General features: G+C 70.2%; 19 protein-coding genes. 9 read left to right on the plus strand and 10 right to left on the minus strand.

The window, feature by feature from the left end:
• Positions 1–4: 4 nt before the first annotated feature.
• The 4 genes from ACIA8X_RS12035 to ACIA8X_RS12050 form a co-directional block, all read right to left on the minus strand.
• On the minus strand, positions 5–1723 hold the full coding sequence (locus ACIA8X_RS12035; RefSeq protein ID WP_393448389.1) for an ABC transporter substrate-binding protein: 1719 nt from the start codon (positions 1721–1723) through the stop codon (positions 5–7).
• A gap of 194 nt (positions 1724–1917) precedes the next feature.
• The gene (locus ACIA8X_RS12040; protein ID WP_323377644.1) at positions 1918–2010 is read right to left on the minus strand and encodes an Ms4533A family Cys-rich leader peptide; all 93 of its coding nucleotides are present in this window, start codon (positions 2008–2010) and stop codon (positions 1918–1920) included.
• Between the two features lie 56 nt (positions 2011–2066).
• Positions 2067–3887 carry a DUF3152 domain-containing protein gene (locus ACIA8X_RS12045; protein WP_399458255.1) on the minus strand — a complete coding sequence of 607 codons (1821 nt, stop codon included), beginning with the start codon at positions 3885–3887 and terminating at the stop codon, positions 2067–2069.
• Between the two features lie 8 nt (positions 3888–3895).
• Positions 3896–4933, minus strand: a complete 1038-nt coding sequence (locus ACIA8X_RS12050) for an alpha/beta fold hydrolase (protein WP_393448385.1) — start codon at positions 4931–4933, stop codon at positions 3896–3898.
• Positions 4934–5204: 271 nt separating this feature from the next.
• Here ACIA8X_RS12050 and ACIA8X_RS12055 point away from each other — a divergent pair, with 271 nt between their 5' ends.
• From ACIA8X_RS12055 to ACIA8X_RS12070, 4 genes are all read left to right on the plus strand, one after another.
• Entirely contained in the window at positions 5205–5429 is a 225-nt protein-coding gene (locus ACIA8X_RS12055) for a hypothetical protein (RefSeq protein ID WP_393448383.1), read from the plus strand.
• A 232-nt stretch (positions 5430–5661) separates the two neighbouring features.
• Positions 5662–6303: a TetR/AcrR family transcriptional regulator gene (locus ACIA8X_RS12060; RefSeq protein WP_393448381.1), complete on the plus strand. Its 642-nt coding sequence runs from the start codon at positions 5662–5664 to the stop codon at positions 6301–6303.
• A gap of 136 nt (positions 6304–6439) precedes the next feature.
• The gene (locus ACIA8X_RS12065) at positions 6440–6667 is read left to right on the plus strand and encodes a DUF3107 domain-containing protein (RefSeq protein ID WP_019754243.1); all 228 of its coding nucleotides are present in this window, start codon (positions 6440–6442) and stop codon (positions 6665–6667) included.
• A gap of 206 nt (positions 6668–6873) precedes the next feature.
• Entirely contained in the window at positions 6874–7143 is a 270-nt protein-coding gene (locus tag ACIA8X_RS12070; protein ID WP_093906757.1) for a hypothetical protein, read from the plus strand.
• A 200-nt stretch (positions 7144–7343) separates the two neighbouring features.
• Here ACIA8X_RS12070 and ACIA8X_RS12075 read toward each other — a convergent pair whose 3' ends face one another.
• Positions 7344–8099: a ferritin-like fold-containing protein gene (locus tag ACIA8X_RS12075; protein WP_393448378.1), complete on the minus strand. Its 756-nt coding sequence runs from the start codon at positions 8097–8099 to the stop codon at positions 7344–7346.
• A gap of 309 nt (positions 8100–8408) precedes the next feature.
• Here ACIA8X_RS12075 and ACIA8X_RS12080 point away from each other — a divergent pair, with 309 nt between their 5' ends.
• Both ACIA8X_RS12080 and ACIA8X_RS12085 read left to right on the plus strand, forming a co-directional pair.
• Positions 8409–11162, plus strand: a complete 2754-nt coding sequence (locus ACIA8X_RS12080; RefSeq protein WP_393448376.1) for a DEAD/DEAH box helicase — start codon at positions 8409–8411, stop codon at positions 11160–11162.
• 222 nt (positions 11163–11384) lie between these two features.
• Complete coding sequence (locus ACIA8X_RS12085; RefSeq protein WP_393461931.1) at positions 11385–12290, plus strand: alpha/beta fold hydrolase; 906 nt, start codon at positions 11385–11387, stop codon at positions 12288–12290.
• 86 nt (positions 12291–12376) lie between these two features.
• Here ACIA8X_RS12085 and ACIA8X_RS12090 read toward each other — a convergent pair whose 3' ends face one another.
• Complete coding sequence (locus ACIA8X_RS12090) at positions 12377–13270, minus strand: NYN domain-containing protein (protein ID WP_393461929.1); 894 nt, start codon at positions 13268–13270, stop codon at positions 12377–12379.
• Positions 13271–13489: 219 nt separating this feature from the next.
• Between ACIA8X_RS12090 and ACIA8X_RS12095 the strand changes: the two genes are divergently transcribed.
• Positions 13490–13642 (plus strand): hypothetical protein, encoded by a 153-nt coding sequence (locus tag ACIA8X_RS12095; protein WP_393461927.1) that lies wholly within the window; start codon positions 13490–13492, stop codon positions 13640–13642.
• A 77-nt stretch (positions 13643–13719) separates the two neighbouring features.
• Here ACIA8X_RS12095 and ACIA8X_RS12100 read toward each other — a convergent pair whose 3' ends face one another.
• The 3 genes from ACIA8X_RS12100 to ACIA8X_RS12110 all read right to left on the minus strand — a co-directional run bounded on the left by ACIA8X_RS12100 (position 13720) and on the right by ACIA8X_RS12110 (position 16100).
• The gene (locus ACIA8X_RS12100; protein ID WP_393461925.1) at positions 13720–14325 is read right to left on the minus strand and encodes a MarC family protein; all 606 of its coding nucleotides are present in this window, start codon (positions 14323–14325) and stop codon (positions 13720–13722) included.
• An 84-nt stretch (positions 14326–14409) separates the two neighbouring features.
• Positions 14410–15267, minus strand: a complete 858-nt coding sequence (locus ACIA8X_RS12105; protein ID WP_393461923.1) for a PHP domain-containing protein — start codon at positions 15265–15267, stop codon at positions 14410–14412.
• A gap of 191 nt (positions 15268–15458) precedes the next feature.
• Positions 15459–16100, minus strand: a complete 642-nt coding sequence (locus tag ACIA8X_RS12110) for a DUF6758 family protein (RefSeq protein ID WP_393461921.1) — start codon at positions 16098–16100, stop codon at positions 15459–15461.
• Between the two features lie 124 nt (positions 16101–16224).
• Between ACIA8X_RS12110 and ACIA8X_RS12115 the strand changes: the two genes are divergently transcribed.
• Entirely contained in the window at positions 16225–17469 is a 1245-nt protein-coding gene (locus tag ACIA8X_RS12115) for an MFS transporter (protein ID WP_399458256.1), read from the plus strand.
• A gap of 41 nt (positions 17470–17510) precedes the next feature.
• On the opposite strand, the gene ACIA8X_RS12120 is transcribed toward ACIA8X_RS12115, so the two are convergent.
• On the minus strand, positions 17511–18095 hold the full coding sequence (locus tag ACIA8X_RS12120) for a suppressor of fused domain protein (protein ID WP_393461917.1): 585 nt from the start codon (positions 18093–18095) through the stop codon (positions 17511–17513).
• Between the two features lie 507 nt (positions 18096–18602).
• Between ACIA8X_RS12120 and ACIA8X_RS12125 the strand changes: the two genes are divergently transcribed.
• Positions 18603–19718 carry a magnesium and cobalt transport protein CorA gene (locus ACIA8X_RS12125; RefSeq protein ID WP_393461915.1) on the plus strand — a complete coding sequence of 372 codons (1116 nt, stop codon included), beginning with the start codon at positions 18603–18605 and terminating at the stop codon, positions 19716–19718.
• Positions 19719–19739 lie beyond the last annotated feature (21 nt).

Below are 19739 nucleotides of genomic sequence, written 5' to 3' on the forward strand. Positions count from 1 at the left end.
GGCGCTACTTCACCGCGACCTGGGAGATGTCCAGCACACCGGTCCAGTCGCTGATCACGACGTTCTTGATGTCGTTGCCGACCAGCCGCTTGTAGACGGGGTGGAACAGCGGCACGGTCAGCGCCTGCTCGCCGATCTTCTTGTCCAGCGCGCCCCACCGCTTGGCGGCGGCGTCAAGATCGGTCAACTTGTTGATCGCGTCGATCTCGGCATTGACCGACTTGTCGTCGAGCAGACCCGAGTTGTAGTTCGCACCGTCCTTGACGATCTGCCGGCCGTCGAAGATCGGGGCGAGGAAGGGACCGCCGGAGGGCCAGTCGGCACCCCAGTGGGCGAGGAAGAAACCGGGCTCGGCCTTCACGTTGTGGATCTTGTCGGAGTAGTCGTTGTCCTCCAGACCCTGCAGCTTGACCGTGATGCCGGCCTTCTTCAGCGCGTCCTGGATCGCGGTCGCGATCTCGGGGCTGGTCTCGAAGTCCTGGGCGTTGGAGTGGGTCAGGGTGACGGTCAGCCCGCTTGCGTAACCGGCCTCCTTCAGCAGCTCCTTGGCCTTGGCCGGATCACCGGCCTTGCCCGCCGGGAAGTGGTCGTACGCCGTGTAGCCGAAGGACTTCTGGTTCGGCAGGAAGGTGGTGGCGGGCTCGGCCAGCGCGGACCCGCCCGCGGCGTTGACCACGGACGACCGGTCGATGGCGTACGAGATCGCCTGCCGCACCTTGGCGTTGTCGAACGGCTTGATCGTCGGGTTGAACGCGATGTAGTTGGTGTAGCCGAAGTGCCCGGTACCGACCCGAGCGGCCAGCTCCTGGTCACCGGTGACCTTGGCCAGCTCGGCCGGCCCGAGGTTGGTGTCCGTGGTGACCGCGGCCGCGTCCGCGCCCTGGGACGAGGACAGCCGCTGGTTGATCACGGACGAGTCGAGCCCGGACCGTACGTCGATCTTGTCGGGGTACGCCTTGCGCTCGGCGTCCGTAGAGGCGGACCAGTACTTATTGCGCTCCAGGACGACCCGCTCGCCGTCGTTCTCGTTCGTGACGACCTTGTACGGCCCCGACGAGATCGGGTGCTCCTCGTACTTCGTGCCGGTGTCCTTGCCCTTCGGCACGGGCGCGAACTGCGTCTGCGTGGCCAGGAGGGGGAACTCGCCCTCGGGCTTGTTGAGACGGAAGACGATGGTCCGCTCGTCCGGCGTCTCGATCGCCGACAGGCCCTTCTTGTCCTTGTACGGCCCCTGGTAGTCGGCCGCGCCGACCAGCCAGCTCCTCAGGTAGGAGGGGCCGCCGGACAGTTCGGGCGCGAAGGAGCGCTCGATGCCGTACTTGATGTCGGCCGAGGTGATCGGGGTGCCGTCCTCGTACTTCAGGCCCTCCTTGAGGGTGTACGTCCACACGGTCGCGTCCTTGTTCGGGCGCCCGGTGTCGGTGGCGAGGTCGGGGACGACCTCGGCGCCGGCGGCCCCGTTCTCGCGGTTGCGGGTGGTGAGCGTACGGAAGACGAGCGAAGGGACGTTTCCGCCGCCGGAGGTGTACAGGCGGGCGGGGTCGAAGTCCTGCTGCGGATTGCGGTTCAGGACCGTGAGCGTGCCGCCCTTGTGGGGCGTGGAGTCGCCGCCGGCACTCTTGGCATCGTTGTCGTCAGGCCCGCAGGCGGCGGCGCCCGCTGCCACGACCAGGCTGACGGTTGCCGCGGCCACGCGGCGCGCTATGACGGACGGTTGACGCATCGGAGACGACCTCTCGGAATGACGAGTCTCGAATGGAGAGACACATTGACGCGGAGTGAGACAGGGAAGGGCAGACATCCGCCCAGGCGTCAGGTCGTCGAAACCCCTGAACGACCCACGGGATCAGAGACCCGTCGGCGATTCACAGGAGTGGCAGGAAAGAAGATCGCGACGCGAACGCCAGGCGGCGGACGTCAGCGACAGTGAATGTCGGCCACGCACAGAGCGGTCACACCAATGAGCGCCAGCTCGATGGCGGCGCGAGAGGAGGTGTGACGGGTCGACATGTGCAGAAATATGTACGAACACGCTGCACATGTCAATGTGACGTGTGAGGCATCCGTCAACTCCCGGGATACGCCCAGGGATTGGCCCGACAGTGGATCCCGTCGTGGTCGAGGAACTTGGTCTGCTGCTGCATGACGGGCGCGAGATCGCCGTCCTTGTCGCAGGTGACGTGGTTGAAGCCGAGCCGGTGGCCGACCTCGTGGTTGATCAGCATCTGCCGGTACGCGTGCATCTGATCACCGTAGGTCTCCGACCCTTGCGCCCACCTGTAGGCGTTGATCATCACGCGCTCGGTGGCGGCCGAGTCGCACGAGACGTTGTCCTCGGTGGTGTCGAGCCCGGACTTGGCGCACCACTCGGCGGTGGTGCCGGGGCTGGCCAGGGTGATCACGAAATCGGGCTTGCCGGAGTAGATGCGCTCGAAGGTGCGGGCGCCGTTGTGGGCCCAGCTCCGGTCGTCGTTGAGGGTCTTCTGCACGGCCTCGGCGAAGAGTTCGCCGTCGAGCCCGAGCCCCTGCTCCACGTCCACGCGATAGGTGAACTTCTCCCCCGTGCCGGGCCCCTTGGCGATCCCCTGGATCGCGTCGAACTTCCCCGAGCCCTTGAGTGTCGCGCTGAGCGCGTACTTCTCGCCCATCGCCTGCTCGTACGTCAGCGGCGTCGCGCTCGGCGAACCGGACGGCGTCGGCAGCCCGCCCTCGCCCGAGGCCGGGTCACGGGCGTCCCGCTCCTGGTCGGTGGCGGACTGCGACTGTACGTCGCTGTCGTCCCGCCCCTGCGCGACCTGCCCGGCGACCACGACGGCCAGCACGGTGACGACGGCGGCGGCCGCGATGCCGGTGAAGGCCCGGCCCTTGGCACCCTTCGCCGGCACGGGCTCGCCGGTCGGCGGGGCGTCGTCGTCGCGGTCGGTGTCATTCGGGACGCCCACACCGGTCTCGGGGTCCCAGTCGGTGACGGAGCCGTACGGGTCGGCGGCGTGCGCGGATTCGGACGTACGGGGCGCGAAGACGTCGACGTCCTCACCGAAGGCGTCGACGTAATCCTGCCGAGGCCCTTCGGACGGCGGCGCCTGCCGGGGCCGCGGCAGGGGAACGCCGGTCCCGGGCGGAGCACCGGCCGGCCCGGGACCGCCCGGGGCAACCCCGACCCGTCCCCTCAACTCGCCCCAGCCACCACCGGGTTCACGCTGCTCGGGGTGGCCGCCGCGTATCAGAGGGGTGCCGTGGGCGGGGGTGCCGTCCGGGAGACGGGGGACGCCGTGGGCGGGGGTGCCGTCAGGAAACCGCGGAACGCCATGCGCGGGCGTACCGTCGGGCAGCCTCGGGAAGCCATGCGCGGGCGTGCCGTCAGGGAACCTCGGGAAACCGTGGGCAGGCGTCCCGTCCGAAAATCTCGGGAAGCCATGGGCGGGCGTCCCGTCAGGAAACCCTGGGAACCCATGCGCAGGCGTCCCGTCGGGCAGCCGCGGTACCCCCTGCGCGGGGGTGCCGTTCGGGAAGCCACGCCCTCCGTACGCCGGTGCCCCACCCGTCGGCATCCCCTGCCGACCGGGCACCTGACCCGGCACCCGGCGACCGCCGGGCCCACCTGGCTGCCCGCCGGGGCCACCTGGCCCGGCTTGCCCACCCGGCCCTCCCGGCCCACCGGACTGCGGCCAAGCTCCCTGGCCCGCCCCTGACGCTGCACCCGGCCGGAAAGCCGGAGCCCTGCCAGGGCCCGGCCCAGGCTCCGGCCCTGGTCCCTGTCCCGGCACGGACGGTCCGCGCCGATCCGCGCCCACCTCCGGCGACTGTGCTCCCCGAGAGCCCTGCCGTGCAGTTGTGTCCGCGGTGTCGCGCTTGGCGGCGGAGCCGCGGCGGCTGTGGCGTCCCACGTCGCGCCTCAGCTCCCCGCGCTCTCGGTGACGGCGTCCTCGCCCGCGTTCCGGACCGCGGCCTCGCCCGCGACCTGCCGGTCGGCGTCCGGCTCCCCCGCTTCCGCGAGGAGGTCCTGGAACGCCCGGGCGACCACCTCCGGGTACTCCATCATCGCCACGTGCCCGGCCTCCGGCAGGCTCAGCAGGCGGGAGTCACGGAAGGTGCGCGCGGCCTTCTGGCACATGCGGTACCCGACGAGCTGGTCCCGGCCGCCGTAGATGAGCAGCGTCGGTGCCAGCACCCGCTCGGCCTGGCGCCACAGCGCGTGCTGGCCGCTCAGCGTGTAGGCGTTGACCAGTCCGCGCGCGGAACGCGTCAGCGCGTCCCAGAAGTACGGCAGTCGCAGTCGCCGTTCCATCTCCTCGACCGCGTTGCGCAGCCCTTCGGACGACACCCGTCCGGGGTCGCCGTAACACAGGTGCAGCACGCCACGGACCCGCTGCTCGGCCGTCCACTGCTTGGTGAAGCGGGTGAAGAGCGTCGTCACGCCGGGCACCGCGAGCAGGGCCGTGGGTACGGCGGTGCGCTGGACGCGGATCTCCGGCAGCGCGGGAGACACCAGGGTGAGCGTGCGGACCAGGTCGGGGCGCACCGCGGCGACCCGCGTCGTGACCGCGCCGCCGAGCGAGTTGCCGAAGAGGTGGACGGGGCCGCGATCGGAGGCGTCCAGATAGCGGATCACCGCGCGTGCGTGCGCGGTGATCGAGTAGTCGCCGTCGTCCGGCGGTGGCGAGTCCCCGAAGCCCGGCAGGTCGACGGCCTCGCCGTCGACCTGGCCTTCGAGCTCCTGCATCAGCGCCGACCAGTTCTGCGAGGAGCCGCCGAGTCCATGGACGTACAGCGCGGGCGGAAGCCCCTCGCGCGCGGGCGGTCTCGAACGCACCGTCAGCGTGATCCCCGGCAGCCCGACCGATCGAAGCCGCTCCCCCTCGGCGACCCTGACGGTCGCCACCTTGGGGAGCACATTGGCGGCCGACACGGACGGCAGCTCGGTCGAAGACATGCGGCAATGTTACGAGACGATCACGTCATGGTTCATGTGTTCGCCATCACAACTCGGCACGTACATGGCAAACATTCGGCCACGCGGAGCCGCCCGAGTCGCCCGCAAATCCCATGCAAATCTCCCGCAAATCGCCCGCAGATACCCCGCGGATCGCATAGCGTCCCGAACCGGTGTCTCCTAGGCTCGTACGCAGGGCACCCGTATGTGGACCCCTGCTTCACCCAGGGACGTTGTGCCCCACGGGGACGTTCTAGGAAGGGAGCCCGCCATGGCCGTCGATCCCACCGACCCCGAGACATTCGCGGACGGCGACACCGAGGAAGCCCAGGAGTTCGACGTCGAGGCCCCCGCGGCCGACGCTGCCGAACAGCAAGCCGACATCAGGCCCGACCGCGACGACCGGCCGACCGGCGCGAACCAGGACCGGGCCAACGAGGCCGATCTGATCGAACAGGCTCGCGTCGTCTCCATCGACGAGGACGACTACCGGTAGGCGACTACCGGCGACATGGGCTCACTTGTGGGGCTGTTGAGCAAGAAAGTGGTGCCGTTGAGCAGGAAAGAGACCGCTTGCTGCCCGCTTCACCCCGGTTTCAAACCTTCTGTGCGACTTTCGTCACTGTCCGGTCCGTGAAATTCTGCGCTCGCACCGCGCACACCCGGGTTACCGAAAAGTACGATGGCGACGCGGCGCACACCGCATGTGGACGACATTGGGAGGCGGCGTGACAGCCATCGAGCAGACAGAGGCGGCACGCCCGCGGGGCACTCGCCTGCCGCGCCGTGCCCGACGGAACCAGCTTCTGGGCGCCGCCCAGGAGGTATTCGTCGCGCAGGGCTACCACGCTGCCGCGATGGACGACATCGCCGAGCGCGCCGGCGTCAGCAAGCCGGTGCTCTACCAGCACTTTCCGGGCAAGCTCGATCTTTATCTCGCACTGCTGGACCAGCACTGCGAGTCCCTGATCCAGGCCGTACGCAACGCGCTCGCGTCGACGACCGACAACAAGCAGCGCGTGCGGGCGACGATGGACGCGTACTTCGCGTACGTCGAGGACGACGGCGGCGCCTTCCGCCTGGTCTTCGAGTCGGACCTGACGAACGAGCCGGCGGTGCGCGAGCGCGTCGACAAGGTCACGAACGAGTGCGCCGAGGCGATCTGTGAGGTCATCGCCGAGGACACCGGCCTCTCGCGCGCGGAGTCGATGCTGCTCGCCTCCGGCCTCGGCGGCCTCGCCCAGGTCGTGGCCCGCTCCTGGCTGCACAGCGACCGCAGCGTGCCGCGCGACCAGGCGGTGCAGTTGCTGACGTCCCTGGCATGGCGCGGCATCGCGGGCTTCCCGCTGCACGGCACCGAGCACCACTGAGGACACGTTTGTTCCCATCCGCTGTTCGCTCCTGGCGTTCTCGGGCGGAGGGTTTACGTCCCCTCACCGGGCTAATGTGTGCTGGGTACGGCGCGTAAAGGTCGCGCACTTCACTGACCGTCGGAGGGACATAGCCGTGGAGGTCAAGATCGGCGTGCAGCACGCGCCCCGCGAGATCGTTCTGGAGAGCGGTCAGAGTGCCGAGGAGGTCGAGCGGGCGGTGTCCGAGGCGCTGGCCGGGAAGTCTCAGCTGCTGAGCCTCGTGGACGAGCACGGCCGCAAGGTCCTGGTCCCGGCCGACCGTCTCGCGTACGTGGAGCTCGGTGAGCCGGCCCCGCGCAAGGTGGGCTTCGGCGCGCTGTAGAGAGCGGCGGCAGCAGACAAGACGGGAGGGGCCCGGCGACTCATGGTCGCCGGGCCCCTCCCGTCTGCGTCTTCGTCCCCGCCTCCGCCCCCGTCTCCACAGATGGCTCACAAGTCGATCACACAGGAGGATTGCATTCCGCAGGTCAGGGGTATGACGGGCTACGACCGTTTCGAGCAGGTCGGCCATGTGGGAGGGACCCCAACATGCTCTTGGAAGCGCTCAGCTCCGCGATCCTCGGCCTCGCGCTGGCCTTGGCCGCAGCCCACCGCATGCCGCACCGCCTGCCCACCCGCTCCCTCGTCCTGCCGACAGGTGTCGCCGGCGCCCTCTTCGGCGCCTTCATCACGCACACCGCACTGGACTTCGGCAACCTCTTCGTGATCCTCATCGGCTCGGCGGTCGTCTCCGCCGCCTCTCTCTCCCTGCTGGTACGCCCCGCGGGAAGACTGAGCCGACACTCGGCGACCGCGTAGACCCTGGGAACGACCGGTCGCCGGAGGCCTGACGCCCACTTCTCGGCGCCGGGGCTTTTCAGCCCGTCCGGCGTTTGAGGACGAGGCCCTTTCGGGGCCGACAGCGGGGGTCTGGGGGCGGCAGCCCCCAGAAGCACCCGGGGTCGAAGGGGCAGAGCCCCTGGAGGACGGGACGGGTAGGGGCGGCGGGGGCGAGAACCCTACGCCGCCAACCCCAGCGCGGCCATCCGCTTGGTGTGCGCCTCAGTGATCCGCGAGAACATCCTCCCGACCTCCGCGAGATCGAACCCGTCCGCGACCCCACCCACCAACATCGTGGACAACGCATCCCGGTCGGCGACCACCCGCTGGGACTGCGACAACGCCTCGCCCATCAACCGCCGCGCCCACAGCGCGAGTCGCCCACCCACACGCGGATCGGCATCAATCGCGGCCCGCACCTTCTCCACGGCGAACGACGCATGCCCCGTGTCATCGAGGACGGCCAGCACCAGCCCCCGCGAGTCCGAGTCGAGCCGAGCCGCGACCTCCCGGTAGAAGTCACTGGCGATCGAGTCACCGACGTACGCCTTGACGAGCCCCTCCAGCCAGTCCGACGGCGCCGTCTGCTTGTGGAACCCGTCCAGCGCGGCGACGAACGGCTCCATGGCCTGCGTCGGCTCGGCCCCGATCTCGGTCAGCCGGTCCCGCAGCTTCTCGTAGTGGTGGAACTCCGCCGACGCCATCTTCGCCAGCTCCGCCTTGTCCGCCAGCGTCGGCGCCAGCTTGGCGTCCTCCGCCAGCCGCTCGAACGCCGCCAGCTCCCCGTAGGCGAGCGCGCCGAGCAGGTCCACGACAGCGGCCCGGTACTGCGGATCGGCGGAGGCCTGCGCCCAGTCCTGGGCGGCGACCCCGGTGTGTTCGACGGTGGAGTCAGCGGTGTCAGCGGCGTCAGGGGTGTTGTCAGGCGTCGTCATGAAGCGCACAATAGCCCGCTCACCGTGTCACGGAAGTCCCTGGTCAATCACTGTGACGCCGACTACGTGACCAATTCGGCCATCGCATGTGCGCGTTTCCGGGGTATGGTGGTAATGCGCCCGCTGAGTACCTAGACGTATTCGACGGGCCGCACGTTAGAGGATGCCCGGTCGGTGGCCCGATCGGCTCCGACCCGACAGCCCTCCCCGTCCGTACGGCACTCTGCGTACGGAGCCCGGAGGGGGACACCCTCAGCGGTACGAGCGCTAGAGCGTCGGCAGTGGTCCCGTGCCTTACGGCCTGACCGTATGGCAGCCGACGTCCCCCGGCACGGTCCGTCAAAGACCCCCGCGCTCGCCTCGCACCGCGCACACAGAAGAGGCAGCACCCTGACTACGACTTTCCGAGAGCTCGGAATCCTTCCCGAGACCGCCGAGGCCCTTGAGGCCGTCGGCATCGTCACCCCCTTCCCCATCCAGGAGATGACCCTCCCCGTCGCCCTCTCCGGCACGGACGTCATCGGCCAGGCCAAGACCGGCACCGGCAAGACGCTGGGCTTCGGCCTCCCGCTCCTGGAGCGCGTCACCGTCCCCGCCGATGTCGAGGCCGGGCGCGCCAAGCCCGAGGACCTCACCGACGCCCCGCAGGCGCTCGTCGTCGTCCCCACGCGCGAGCTGTGCACGCAGGTCACCAACGACCTGCTGACCGCGGGCAAGGTACGCAACGTCCGCGTCCTCGCGATCTACGGCGGCCGGGCCTACGAGCCCCAGGTCGAGGCCCTCAAGAAGGGCGTCGACGTGATCGTCGGCACCCCGGGCCGGCTGCTGGACCTCGCGGGCCAGAAGAAGCTCAACCTCAAGCACGTCAAGGCACTCGTCCTCGACGAGGCCGACGAGATGCTCGACCTGGGCTTCCTGCCCGACGTCGAGAAGATCATCAACATGCTCCCGGCCCGGCGCCAGACCATGCTGTTCTCGGCGACCATGCCGGGCGCGGTCATCGGCCTCGCGCGCCGCTACATGTCGCAGCCCACCCACATCCGCGCCACCGCGCCGGACGACGAGGGCGCGACGGTCGCGAACACCGCGCAGTTCGTCTACCGCGCGCACAACATGGACAAGCCCGAGATGGTCGCGCGCATACTGCAGGCCGACGGCCGGGGACTGGCCATGGTCTTCTGCCGCACGAAGCGCACGGCGGCCGACCTCGCCGACCAGCTCCAGCAGCGCGGCTTCGCCTCCGGCGCGGTCCACGGCGACCTCGGCCAGGGCGCCCGCGAGCAGGCGCTGCGCGCCTTCCGCAACGGCAAGGTGGACGTCCTCGTCTGCACCGACGTCGCCGCGCGCGGTATCGACGTCGAGGGCGTGACCCACGTCATCAACTACCAGTCCCCGGAAGAGGAGAAGACGTACCTGCACCGCATCGGCCGTACGGGCCGCGCGGGTGCGAAGGGCATCGCGATCACCCTCGTCGACTGGGACGACATCCCGCGCTGGCAGCTGATCAACAAGGCGCTGGACCTGAAGTTCAACGACCCGCCGGAGACGTACTCCACGTCCCCGCACCTCTTCGAGGAACTGAGCATCCCCGCGGGCACCAAGGGTGTTCTGCCGCGCTCGGAGCGTACGCGCGCCGGGCTCGGGGCTGAGGAGCTGGAGGACCTCGGCGAGACCGGCGGGCGCGGTGCGCGCGGTCGCGGTGGCCGAGGCGGCCGGGACGACTCCCAGGCGTCGTCGGACCGCGAGCGCACGGCGCGTACGCCGCGTCGCCGCCGCCGTACGCGCGGCGGATCCACGCTGGACGGGACGCCGGCGCCCGCCGCCGGTGCCGGCGCTCCGGAGGAGACCGCCGAGACCGTCACCGCGCCTCGCACCCCGCGTCGCCGCCGCCGCACCCGTGCCGGGGCGACGGCGGAGCAGGCCCCTGCCGTGACGGCCACGTCCGCGGAGGCAGCCGTCGCGACGGCGGAGGGTCCGTCCCTGGACACCCCCGAGGAGACCTCGGCCAAGCCGCGCCGCCGCCGGACGCGCAAGTCGGCGGAGCCGCAGGCGACTTCGGCCGACGCCGTGGCAACGCCGGTGACGGAGTCCGCGAACGCCGCGAAGGTCGCGGAGGCCGTCCAGGCGTCCGAGGCTGCCACGGCTCCGCAGGCCACCGAGCCCGAGGAGGCCCCGGCCGCCAAGCCGCGCCGCCGCACCCGCAAGGCGACGGCGACGGCGGAGACCGCGGTCACCACGGCCGAGGGCACCACGGAGACCGCACAGCCGACTCCCGAGGCCGCCGAGACCAAGCCGAAGGCACGCCGCACGCGCAAGGCGACCACCGCCGCGGAGGCCGCGGTCGCCACGGCCGAGGGCGCCACAGAGGCCGCCGAAGCCGCGCCGAAGGCACGCCGCACACGCAAGGCAACCGCCGCAGCGGAGACCGCCGTCGACACGGCCGAAGCCGCCGAGGCCAAGCCCAAGGCGCGCCGTACCCGCAAGACCGCGGCGTCCGTCGAAACCGCCGACATCCCGGCCCAGACGGCCCAGGAGCCGGAGGCGGCCGAGGCCAAGCCGAAGGCGCGCCGTACGCGCAAGGCGACCGCCGCCGCGGAGACCGCCGTGGACACGGCCGAGGCCGTGGAGGCCAAGCCCCGCCGTACGCGCAAGGCCGCCGCCACCGCCGAAGCCGCCGTGGACACCGCCGAGGGCACGGAGGCCAAGCCGCGCCGTACCCGCAAGGCCGCCGCGACCGTCGCGGAGCCGGAGGCCGCCGAGGCCAAGCCCCGGCGCACCCGCAAGGCGACGGCCACCGCCGAGTCCGCAGTGGACACGGCCGAGGCCACCGAGGCCAAGCCCAAGGCACGCCGCACCCGCAAGACCGCGGCGTCCGTCGAAACCGCCGACATCCCGGCCCAGGCCACCAAGGAGCCAGAGGCGGCCACAGAGGCTCCCGCCCCGCGCCGCCGTACCCGCAAGGTGGCGGCGACCGTGGAGGCTGCCGACGGCACGGCAGAGGCACAGCCCAAGGTGCGCCGTACCCGCAAGGCCACGGCTGCCGCGGAGTCCACGGAGGGCTGATCTCACGTACGACGGCCCGGTCCCTCACCGTGTGTGGGGACCGGGCCGTCGGCGTTGCCGGCCCGCTTCATCCAGCCCGTCCGGCGTTTGAGGACGAGGCCCCTTAAGGGCCGAAGCGGGGGTCTGGGGGCGGCAGCCCCCAGGGACGGGACGGGTAGGGGCGGCGGGGGCGAGAACCGCCCTACAGCAACCCCCCACCGACCCACCCGCTACCCTCCCCCCGTGACCACCCAACCCGCCTCCACGCCGCCCCCGAACGCCCGCGCCTACCCCCTCCACACCCCTCGCGGCACCTTCGCAGTCGTCGACCACCCCGCCGCCCCCGGCGTCCAACCGCGAGGCGTCGCGCTGCTGCTCCCCGGATTCACGGGCAGCAAGGAGGACTTCACGCTCATGCACGAGCCGCTGGCGGAGCGCGGCTACCGCACCGTCGCCATCGACGGACGCGGACAGCACGAGTCGGACGGACCGGAGGACGACGAATCCGCTTACACGCGGAGCGAGTTGGCCCAGGACGTCCTCGCCCAGGCGGCAGCCCTCGGCACGGACGACACCCCTCTCCACCTCCTCGGCCACTCCCTGGGCGGCCAGATCGCCCGCGCGACCGTGCTCCTCGACCACGCGCCGTTCCGCTCCCTCACCCTCATGGCATCGGGCCCCGCCCAGATCTCCGACTCCCAGCAGCAGCGCGTGAAACTGCTGCGGGACGCGCTCGCGGTGATGACCATGGAGGAGACCTGGGAGGCGATCCTCGCCATGGGACCGCCGGAGGAGGTCGGCGGCCCGGCACGCGGCATCGGCGGCCCGGACCTGCTGCGCCGGCGCTGGCTCGGCACCAAGCCCGCCCAACTCATCTCCACGGGACGCCAGTTGTGCACGGAACCGGACCGGGTCGACGAACTCGCCGCCCTCCCGCTCCCGTTCCACGTCCTGTCGGGCGCCACTGACGACACCTGGCCGGTTCCGGTCCTCGACGACATGGCCGCACGACTGAAGGCCCGCCGCACGGTCATCCCCGGCGCCGAACACTCCCCCAACGCCGACCAGCCCCTGCGCACGTCCCAGGCCGTCGCCGACTTCTGGAACAGCGTGGACGGCGCCCCCGCCCAGTCCGAGCAGAACGGCTAGTACCGCGCCTGAACCAGCACTGCGACCGAACTAGTCCTGCGCTAGCACCGCGCCCGAACCATTACTGCGCCAGCACCGCGCCCGAACTAGTACTGCGCCTGAAGATGCTCCCAGAACCCGTCCCGCAACGCCCGCCGCAGATCCGCCTGCCCGCGCAGCGAGTACTGCAGCAGCCCCTCGGCCTCCACCAGCAGGTCCTGGTCCACCGAGCCGGGCAGGTACGGGTGCCCGGGCAGCAGCTCGACCAGCGACTCCCGCCCTCGCGCCGCGAGCCACTTCGCCGCGATCTGCGCGCCGACGAACCGTACGTCCTCACGCGTCGGCCGAGCGCCGGCCACCTCGTATGCGGCGTTGGTGCGGCGGGAGACGTACGGCTTGAAGAAGTCGAGGTCGAGGGTGCGCTGGCTGTCGACCTCCCAGAGCAGGGGCTCGGCCTGGTTGCGGCCCTCCGGCGCCTCGATGCCCCACAGGTGCACCCGCGCGCCGTACCCCTGCGCGGCCTCGACCGCCGACACCAGGTCCTCGTCCCCGCCGAGCAGGGCCGCGTCGCTGATGGCACGGTGCCTGGCCAGTGACTCCAGGTCGGTCCGGATCAGCGAATCGACGCCTTTCTGCTGGTTGTTGGCGTTGAGGTTGCCCAGGCGGACCTTCACATCGGGGAGCTCGGCGATCGACTGCTGCTCCGCCGTGTGGATACGGCGCCGCGCACCGTCGTACCAGTAGACCCGCAGCAGCCTGCTGTCCGCGAAGATCGTGCGCGCCCGGTCGATGAGCGCCTCGATGAGCCCCTCGGCGTCCAGATCGAAGGCCCGGCGGTCCTCCGTCCCGGCGACCAGCCGTCCCGCGGCGGCGTACAGGTAGCCCGCGTCGACGAAGATCGCATGGGTCGAGGGCGTCTTCGCCACCTCGGCGAGCATGCGTTGCAGCAGCTCGTTGGTGTGGTCGATGCGGGCGGCGAGCGCCGCGAGGTCGTCGTTCATCGGCTCCATTGTCCTGGCGGTCACGCTGCGAACACAACCGGTCCCGGTCAGTCTCGCCTTGATCCCTCGGCAACCACTTACCGGTCAGTAGTTAGCCGTTCGAAAAATTTCTTTAGCGTAGGGAATGTTTGTAACACGCAACCCGTTGAGTAGGTGTGTAACCCAGTAGTTCTCCCCAGCAGTACTCATCGGGAGGATGACCAGACGAAGGGAGAAGCCATGCGCTTCGAGATCATGCGACTCGACGAGACCGACGGCACGCCCGTGGACAGCACCGTCGTGGACGCCGCCTCCGTCAATCGGATCGTTCAGCAGGCCGCCGCGATCGGTCAGCGGCTGTGGATCCGTCCGGCCGAGGCCTCGGCCTCGTAGGACGCGGATCCCCGCGGAAGCTTCAGGGCCCCGTACGGCTACGACGCCGTTCGGGGCCCTTGCAGTGTCCGGGGGCCTCAGCTCCCCTGAATGACCTGCGTGACCCCGTTGATGATCTGCTGCACGGCGATCGCCGACAGCATCATGCCCGCGAGCCGCGTCACCAGGACCACGCCGCCGTCCTTGATGACCCGGATGATCAGCAGCGAGTACCGCATCACGATCCACAGCACGACATGGATGGCGAGGATCGCCGACCACACCGACACCTGCATGGCCATGCTGTCGGCCTTCTGCACGGCGAGGATGACGGACACGATCGCACCCGGCCCGGCCAGCAGCGGCATGCCCAGCGGCACGAGGGCGACGTTGACGTCCTTGGTCTGCTTCGGCTCGTCCGTCTTTCCGGTGAGCAGGTCGAGCGCGATCAGCAGGAGTAGCAGCCCGCCCGCGATCATCAGCGCGGGGACGGAGACATGCAGGTAGTCGAGGATCTGGTGGCCCAGCAGCCCGAAGACCGTGATCACACCGCCCGCCACACAGACGGCCTGGAAGGCCATCCGCTTCTGCACCTTGACCGGCCGGCCGGAGGTGAGCGCGAGGAAGATCGGGGTGATCCCGGGGGGATCCATGATGACGAAGAGGGTCAGGAAGAGGGAGCCGAAGACGGCGAGATCGAACATGGGTGCCTTGCGGAGAAACGGAACGAACGGGACGCGAGAGTGAGGGCGAGAGTGCGACGGGGTGAAGCGGTAACGGGGTGAGCCTCAGGCCCCGCCGGTCCCCGGCACGGGGAACGCCCCGCTGGCCCGCCGCGTGATCTCCCCGTACACCTCGGGGTCCGTCGTGTACTCACCGAGCACACAGGTCTTGCGGCTGCCGTGGTAGTCACTGGACCCGGTGACCAGCAGCCCGAGCTCCTTCGCGAGCCCGCGCAGCCGCGCACGTGTGTCGGGTTCGTGGTCCATGTGATCGACCTCGATGCCGTCGAGCCCGGCGGAGGCCAGCTCGGCGATCGCGGACTCCGGCACCGTACGGCCCCGCTTGCTGGCGGCCGGGTGCGCGAAGACGGCGACGCCGCCGGCGGCCTTGATCAGCCGGAGCGCCTCGAACGGGTCGGTCTCGTGCTTCTCCACGAAGGCCCGGCCGCCGTCGGCCAGCCAGTCCTCGGTGAAGGCGTCACCCACGGTCGGCACGACCCCGAGCTCGACCAGCGCGGACGCGACATGCGGCCGGCCGACGGACCCGTCACCGGCGATCCGCAGCACCTGCTCCCAGGTGACCGGCACGCCCAGCGCGTCGAGCTTGGCGATCATGCCCTTGGCCCGCGGCACCCGGTCGTCCCGCACCAGCTCCCGCTCGGCGAGCAGCGCGGGCTCCTCCGGGTCGAACAGGTAGGCCAGCATGTGCATGCTGATGCCGTCGATTCGGCAGGACAGCTCGGCACCGGTGACGAGGGTGAGCCCCTGCGGCAGCGCCGCGATCGCCTCGGCGTGGCCACGGGTCGTGTCGTGATCGGTGAGCGCCACCACGTCCAGCCCGGCCGCGGCGGCGTTGCGCACCAGCTCGGCCGGGGTGTCCGTGCCGTCGGAAGCGGTGGAGTGGGTGTGCAGATCAATGCGCACGACGCGGACTCCAGTCGGGGACGGCACGGGTGGGGACGCTCAAGGATAACCGGAATTTCAGCAATCCCTGTCACACCCGAAACCGGCAAGCGCCCCCTACCGACAACGCCCCAAGGGGCGCGGGGAACTGCGCGAGCAACCCACGACCACCGGCACCCACCACTCAGCCGCACGCCCCGCCCCAGTAGCCGCTACGGCCCAAGCAAGCGCGGCGACAACGCTCCGCAGGGCAACAGCTCCATCTCCGCCCCGGCGTCCCGCAAATCCGTCAGCACGAGCTCGTCGTACATCAACAACCCCGACTGCTCGGGCCACACGACCGCCCACAGCCACATCCCGAGCGCCTCCCCCGCGAACACGGCACGATCGTCGGGCGTACCCGAGACGTGCCACAGCGGTGTCGGACGCCCTGCGGCCAGCACCTTGGCCTGCGGCGGTTTCTCGACGTTCATGTACGGCCCCGGATCCGGCCCGTCGGTACCCGCGTAACGCGCACCGAGGCCGACGCCGAGTTCCTCGGCGACCAGGATCATCTCGCCCATGCCGCCGAGCGGCCCTGGCCCGGAGCAGGCCACGGCGGTCGCGCGGCCGCCGCTGCGGTCGTCGCCCGCGCTGGCGACACCCGTGAACAGCCAGCCGATCGGCAGCGGCCACGGCATCCACACCGGCACCTGCGTGCGATGCACGACCACACCGAGGGCCTCGACGCTGGGCGGGATCACAGGCTGCACCGGATGCACGGTGCCGTGCACATCGCATTGCCAGGTGTCGGCGAAGAGTCCGGGAGCCCTGACCCGGCCACCACACTTCGGGCAACTGGGTTCGCCCCTCATAGGGCTCCACGGTCCTACCCGTTCCGCGCCACGTCAAGGACGATCACCCGTCCGGACGGATCCCGCCCGCCGAGGGAGCCGACCGGGCTTTACATCGTTAGCCTACCTAACTTAATATGTGTATATGCCATCTACTTCTCTGCGGCAGCCGAAGGCCGTGTGGGCGACCGCCGGAGCGTCCGTCGTCGCCTTCATGGGCATCGGACTCGTCGACCCGATCCTCCCGTCCATCGCGAGCGGCCTGAACGCCACACCCGGCCAGGTCTCCCTGCTCTTCACCTCCTACTTCCTGATCACCGCGGTGGCGATGCTGGTCACCGGCTTCGTCTCCAGCCGGATCGGCGGCCGCAGGACCCTTCTGCTCGGCCTGGCCCTCGTGGTCGTCTTCGCCGGGCTCGCGGGCACGTCCGGATCGGTCGGCGAACTGGTCGGCTTCCGGGCGGGCTGGGGGCTCGGCAACGCGCTCTTCGTCTCCACCGCCCTCGCCGTCATCGTCGGCGCGGCGGCCGGCGGCAGCGCCGCGGCGATCCTGCTCTACGAGTCCGCCCTCGGGCTCGGCATGGCGTGCGGGCCGCTGCTGGGCGCGCTGCTCGGGGACGCCAGTTGGCGCTACCCGTTCTTCGGTACGGCCTTCCTGATGGCCGTCGGCTTCCTGTGCATCGCGGTGTTCCTGCAGGAGCAGCCGAAGCCCGCCCGCAAGACCTCGCTGCTGGACCCGATCAGGGCACTCGGCCACGGCGGCCTTGCGTCCGCGGCGGTCTCGGCGTTCTTCTACAACTACACGTTCTTCACGGTGCTGGCCTTCACGCCGTTCGTGCTGGACATGAGCCCGTACCGGTCCGGCGCGGTGTTCTTCGCCTGGGGTCTGCTGCTCGCCGTGTTCTCGGTGATCGTGGCGCCTCGCATGCAGAGGCGGTTCGGTTCGCTGACGGTGCTCGGCGGCTCGCTGGTGCTGCTCGCCGTGGACGTGCTGGTCCTCGGCTACGGCGACCACACCACCGCCGTGGTCTGCACGATCCTGTCCGGCGCGTTCATCGGCGTGAACAACACCGTCTACACGGAGCTGGCCCTCGGCGTCTCGGATGCCCCGCGCCCCGTGGCGAGCGCGGGCTACAACTTCGTGCGCTGGTTCGCGGCGGCGGCCGCGCCCTTCTTCGCGCCGAGGATCGAGGAGTGGACCGGCAGTCTCCGCGTCCCGTTCGTGGTGGCGGCGGTCACGGCCGTGGCGGGCGCGCTCGTGGTCGTCGTACGGCGGAAGTCGCTCACCCTCCCCCACTCTCGAATTCGCTCGAGCGGGGGGACCCCCATGGCCGAGGAACTGGAGACGAAGCACGCGACCGAGGACAGCGTCACCGTGTTCGCCAACTGACGCTTTTCAGCCACCGGTTGGTGAGGTTCCTCACGCGTGGGTCACTCCAGCGGGACGGACGTACGGGCGGGATCCCGAAGGTCCGTCCCGTTCGTCAGCCAGCGCTCCTGGAGGGCCTGGGCGCCGTGCACGCGCTTCCAGGCGGCCTCGTTCGGGGTCATGGGGAGCAGCGGCAGGAAGTGCACGGGGTCGGCGGGCGCGTCGAGTTCCAGGTCCTCGACCAGGCCGCCCGGCTCGGCGACCAGGACCGAGGTGAACGGGGCGCCCGGCCACAGCGGCTCACCGACGTCCAGGGAGGCGCCCGGGGCCACGATCACGCCCTCCACCTGCGGGGACGCGGCGAGAACGGCGAGCGGGCGGAGCACCTTGTCGGTGTCGGCGAGGCCCGAGCGGACCGAGAGGACCAGCTCCGCGCGGGCGCCCCTGACCGGGTCGGCGACCACCGCGGTGGGGTCGTTCATGGGCTGCGCGGACATGCCGAGCGTGGCGTAGCGAACGACATCGCCGTCCTGGAAACGGAGCACCTCGATGCGGTCCGTACCGAGGAAAGTGACCGCCGCGCGGGCGTCCGGTTCGCCCAGCGCGGAGCGCAACCGGGCCTCGACCAGAGGGAGAACATCAGCCATGCGGCGAGCATAGAACTCGTCAGTACCGGGCAAAGCAGCGCCTTGACACTTCAGTCGGCTGATACTCTTGCCCGGTGTTCGGGACAGCATGCAGAAGCGTTGCGATCGAGTCCCAACGCCTGGTTTGACTCCCCTACGGGGAACCCCGAACGGGGTATGGAACGTCCCTCACGAGGGACCGGCCGGAGGAGGTGGGGCTGTCATGGATCGAAGTCGACCGTGCAGTACCACTCGCTCTTCCCGCCACTGATGTAGCTGATTCGGCTGTTCCGGCTCCGGCTGACCGCCGCCTTTCACGCTCGCGTCCTCACACGGAAGAGCACTTCGTTTCGCTTTGCCTGATCGGTCTGATCTGAATCAGCAACGAAGCCCATCACCGCGACGGTGCGGTGCTCCCCGCTTTGTGGACGTGCCAAACATCCTGAGGTCAGGACGTCCCCATTCCGGGCAGTTCCAACCGTCCTGCGGTTCTCCACGCTTCGTTGCCCGTCGCGAAGGAGCCTGCTCATGTCGATGATCCGCGACCTGCGTGCCGTGGTCCGCCCGTCCCGCGTCTCACTGCGCAAGGACAACGGCAGCTACGACACCACCCGCGACCCCGGGACGCCCTCGGCCGTCGTCGACTGCGCCGTCTACCGGCACGGCGCCCGGGTCGAGACCCCGAAGCCCCTGACCCCGCACGAGGCGATGCGCCAGGTGCGCCGGGACGGCGGCTTCGTCTGGATCGGTCTGCACGAGCCGACCGAGGCCGAATTCGCCGGTATCGCCAGCGAGTTCGGGCTGCACCCGCTGGCCGTCGAGGACGCGGTGCAGGCGCACCAGCGCCCCAAGCTGGAGCGCTACGACGACTCGCTCTTCACCGTCTTCAAGACCATCCACTACGTCGAGCACGACGAACTCACCGCCAACAGCGAGATCGTCGAGACCGGCGAGGTCATGTGCTTCACCGGGCGGGAGTTCTTCATCACCGTCCGGCACGGCGGGCAGGGCTCGCTGCGGGCGCTCAGGCACCGCCTCCAGGACGACCCCGAGCTGCTCGCCAAGGGTCCGTCGGCCGTGCTGCACGCCATCGCCGACCATGTCGTCGACGGGTACATCGCGGTCGCCGACGCGGTGCAGGACGACATCGACGAGGTGGAGACCGAGGTCTTCTCGCCGGGACGCAAGGGCTCGCCGCGCGGTACGGACGCGGGGCGGATCTACCAACTCAAGCGCGAGGTGCTGGAGTTCAAGCGGGCGGTGGCGCCGCTGATGCGGCCCATGCAGCTGCTGAGCGAGCGGCCGATGCGGCTGGTCGACCCGGACATCCAGAAGTACTTCCGGGACGTCGCCGACCACCTGGCCCGGGTGCAGGAGCAGGTCATCGGCTTCGACGAGCTGCTGAACTCGATCCTCCAGGCCAACCTGGCGCAGGCGTCCGTCGCGCAGAACGAGGACATGCGAAAGATCACCTCGTGGGCCGCGATCATCGCCGTACCGACGATGGTGTGCGGTGTGTACGGGATGAACTTCGACTACATGCCTGAGACGCACTGGAAGTTCGGCTACCCGGTGATCATGACCATCACGGGCATCATCTGCCTGGGCATCCACCGCACCCTGAAGCGCAACGGCTGGCTGTGACGGTGCCTGGATAAGCTGGGC

It is taken from the genome of Streptomyces sp. NPDC051738, assembly GCF_044453205.1.
Lineage (GTDB): Bacteria > Actinomycetota > Actinomycetes > Streptomycetales > Streptomycetaceae > Streptomyces.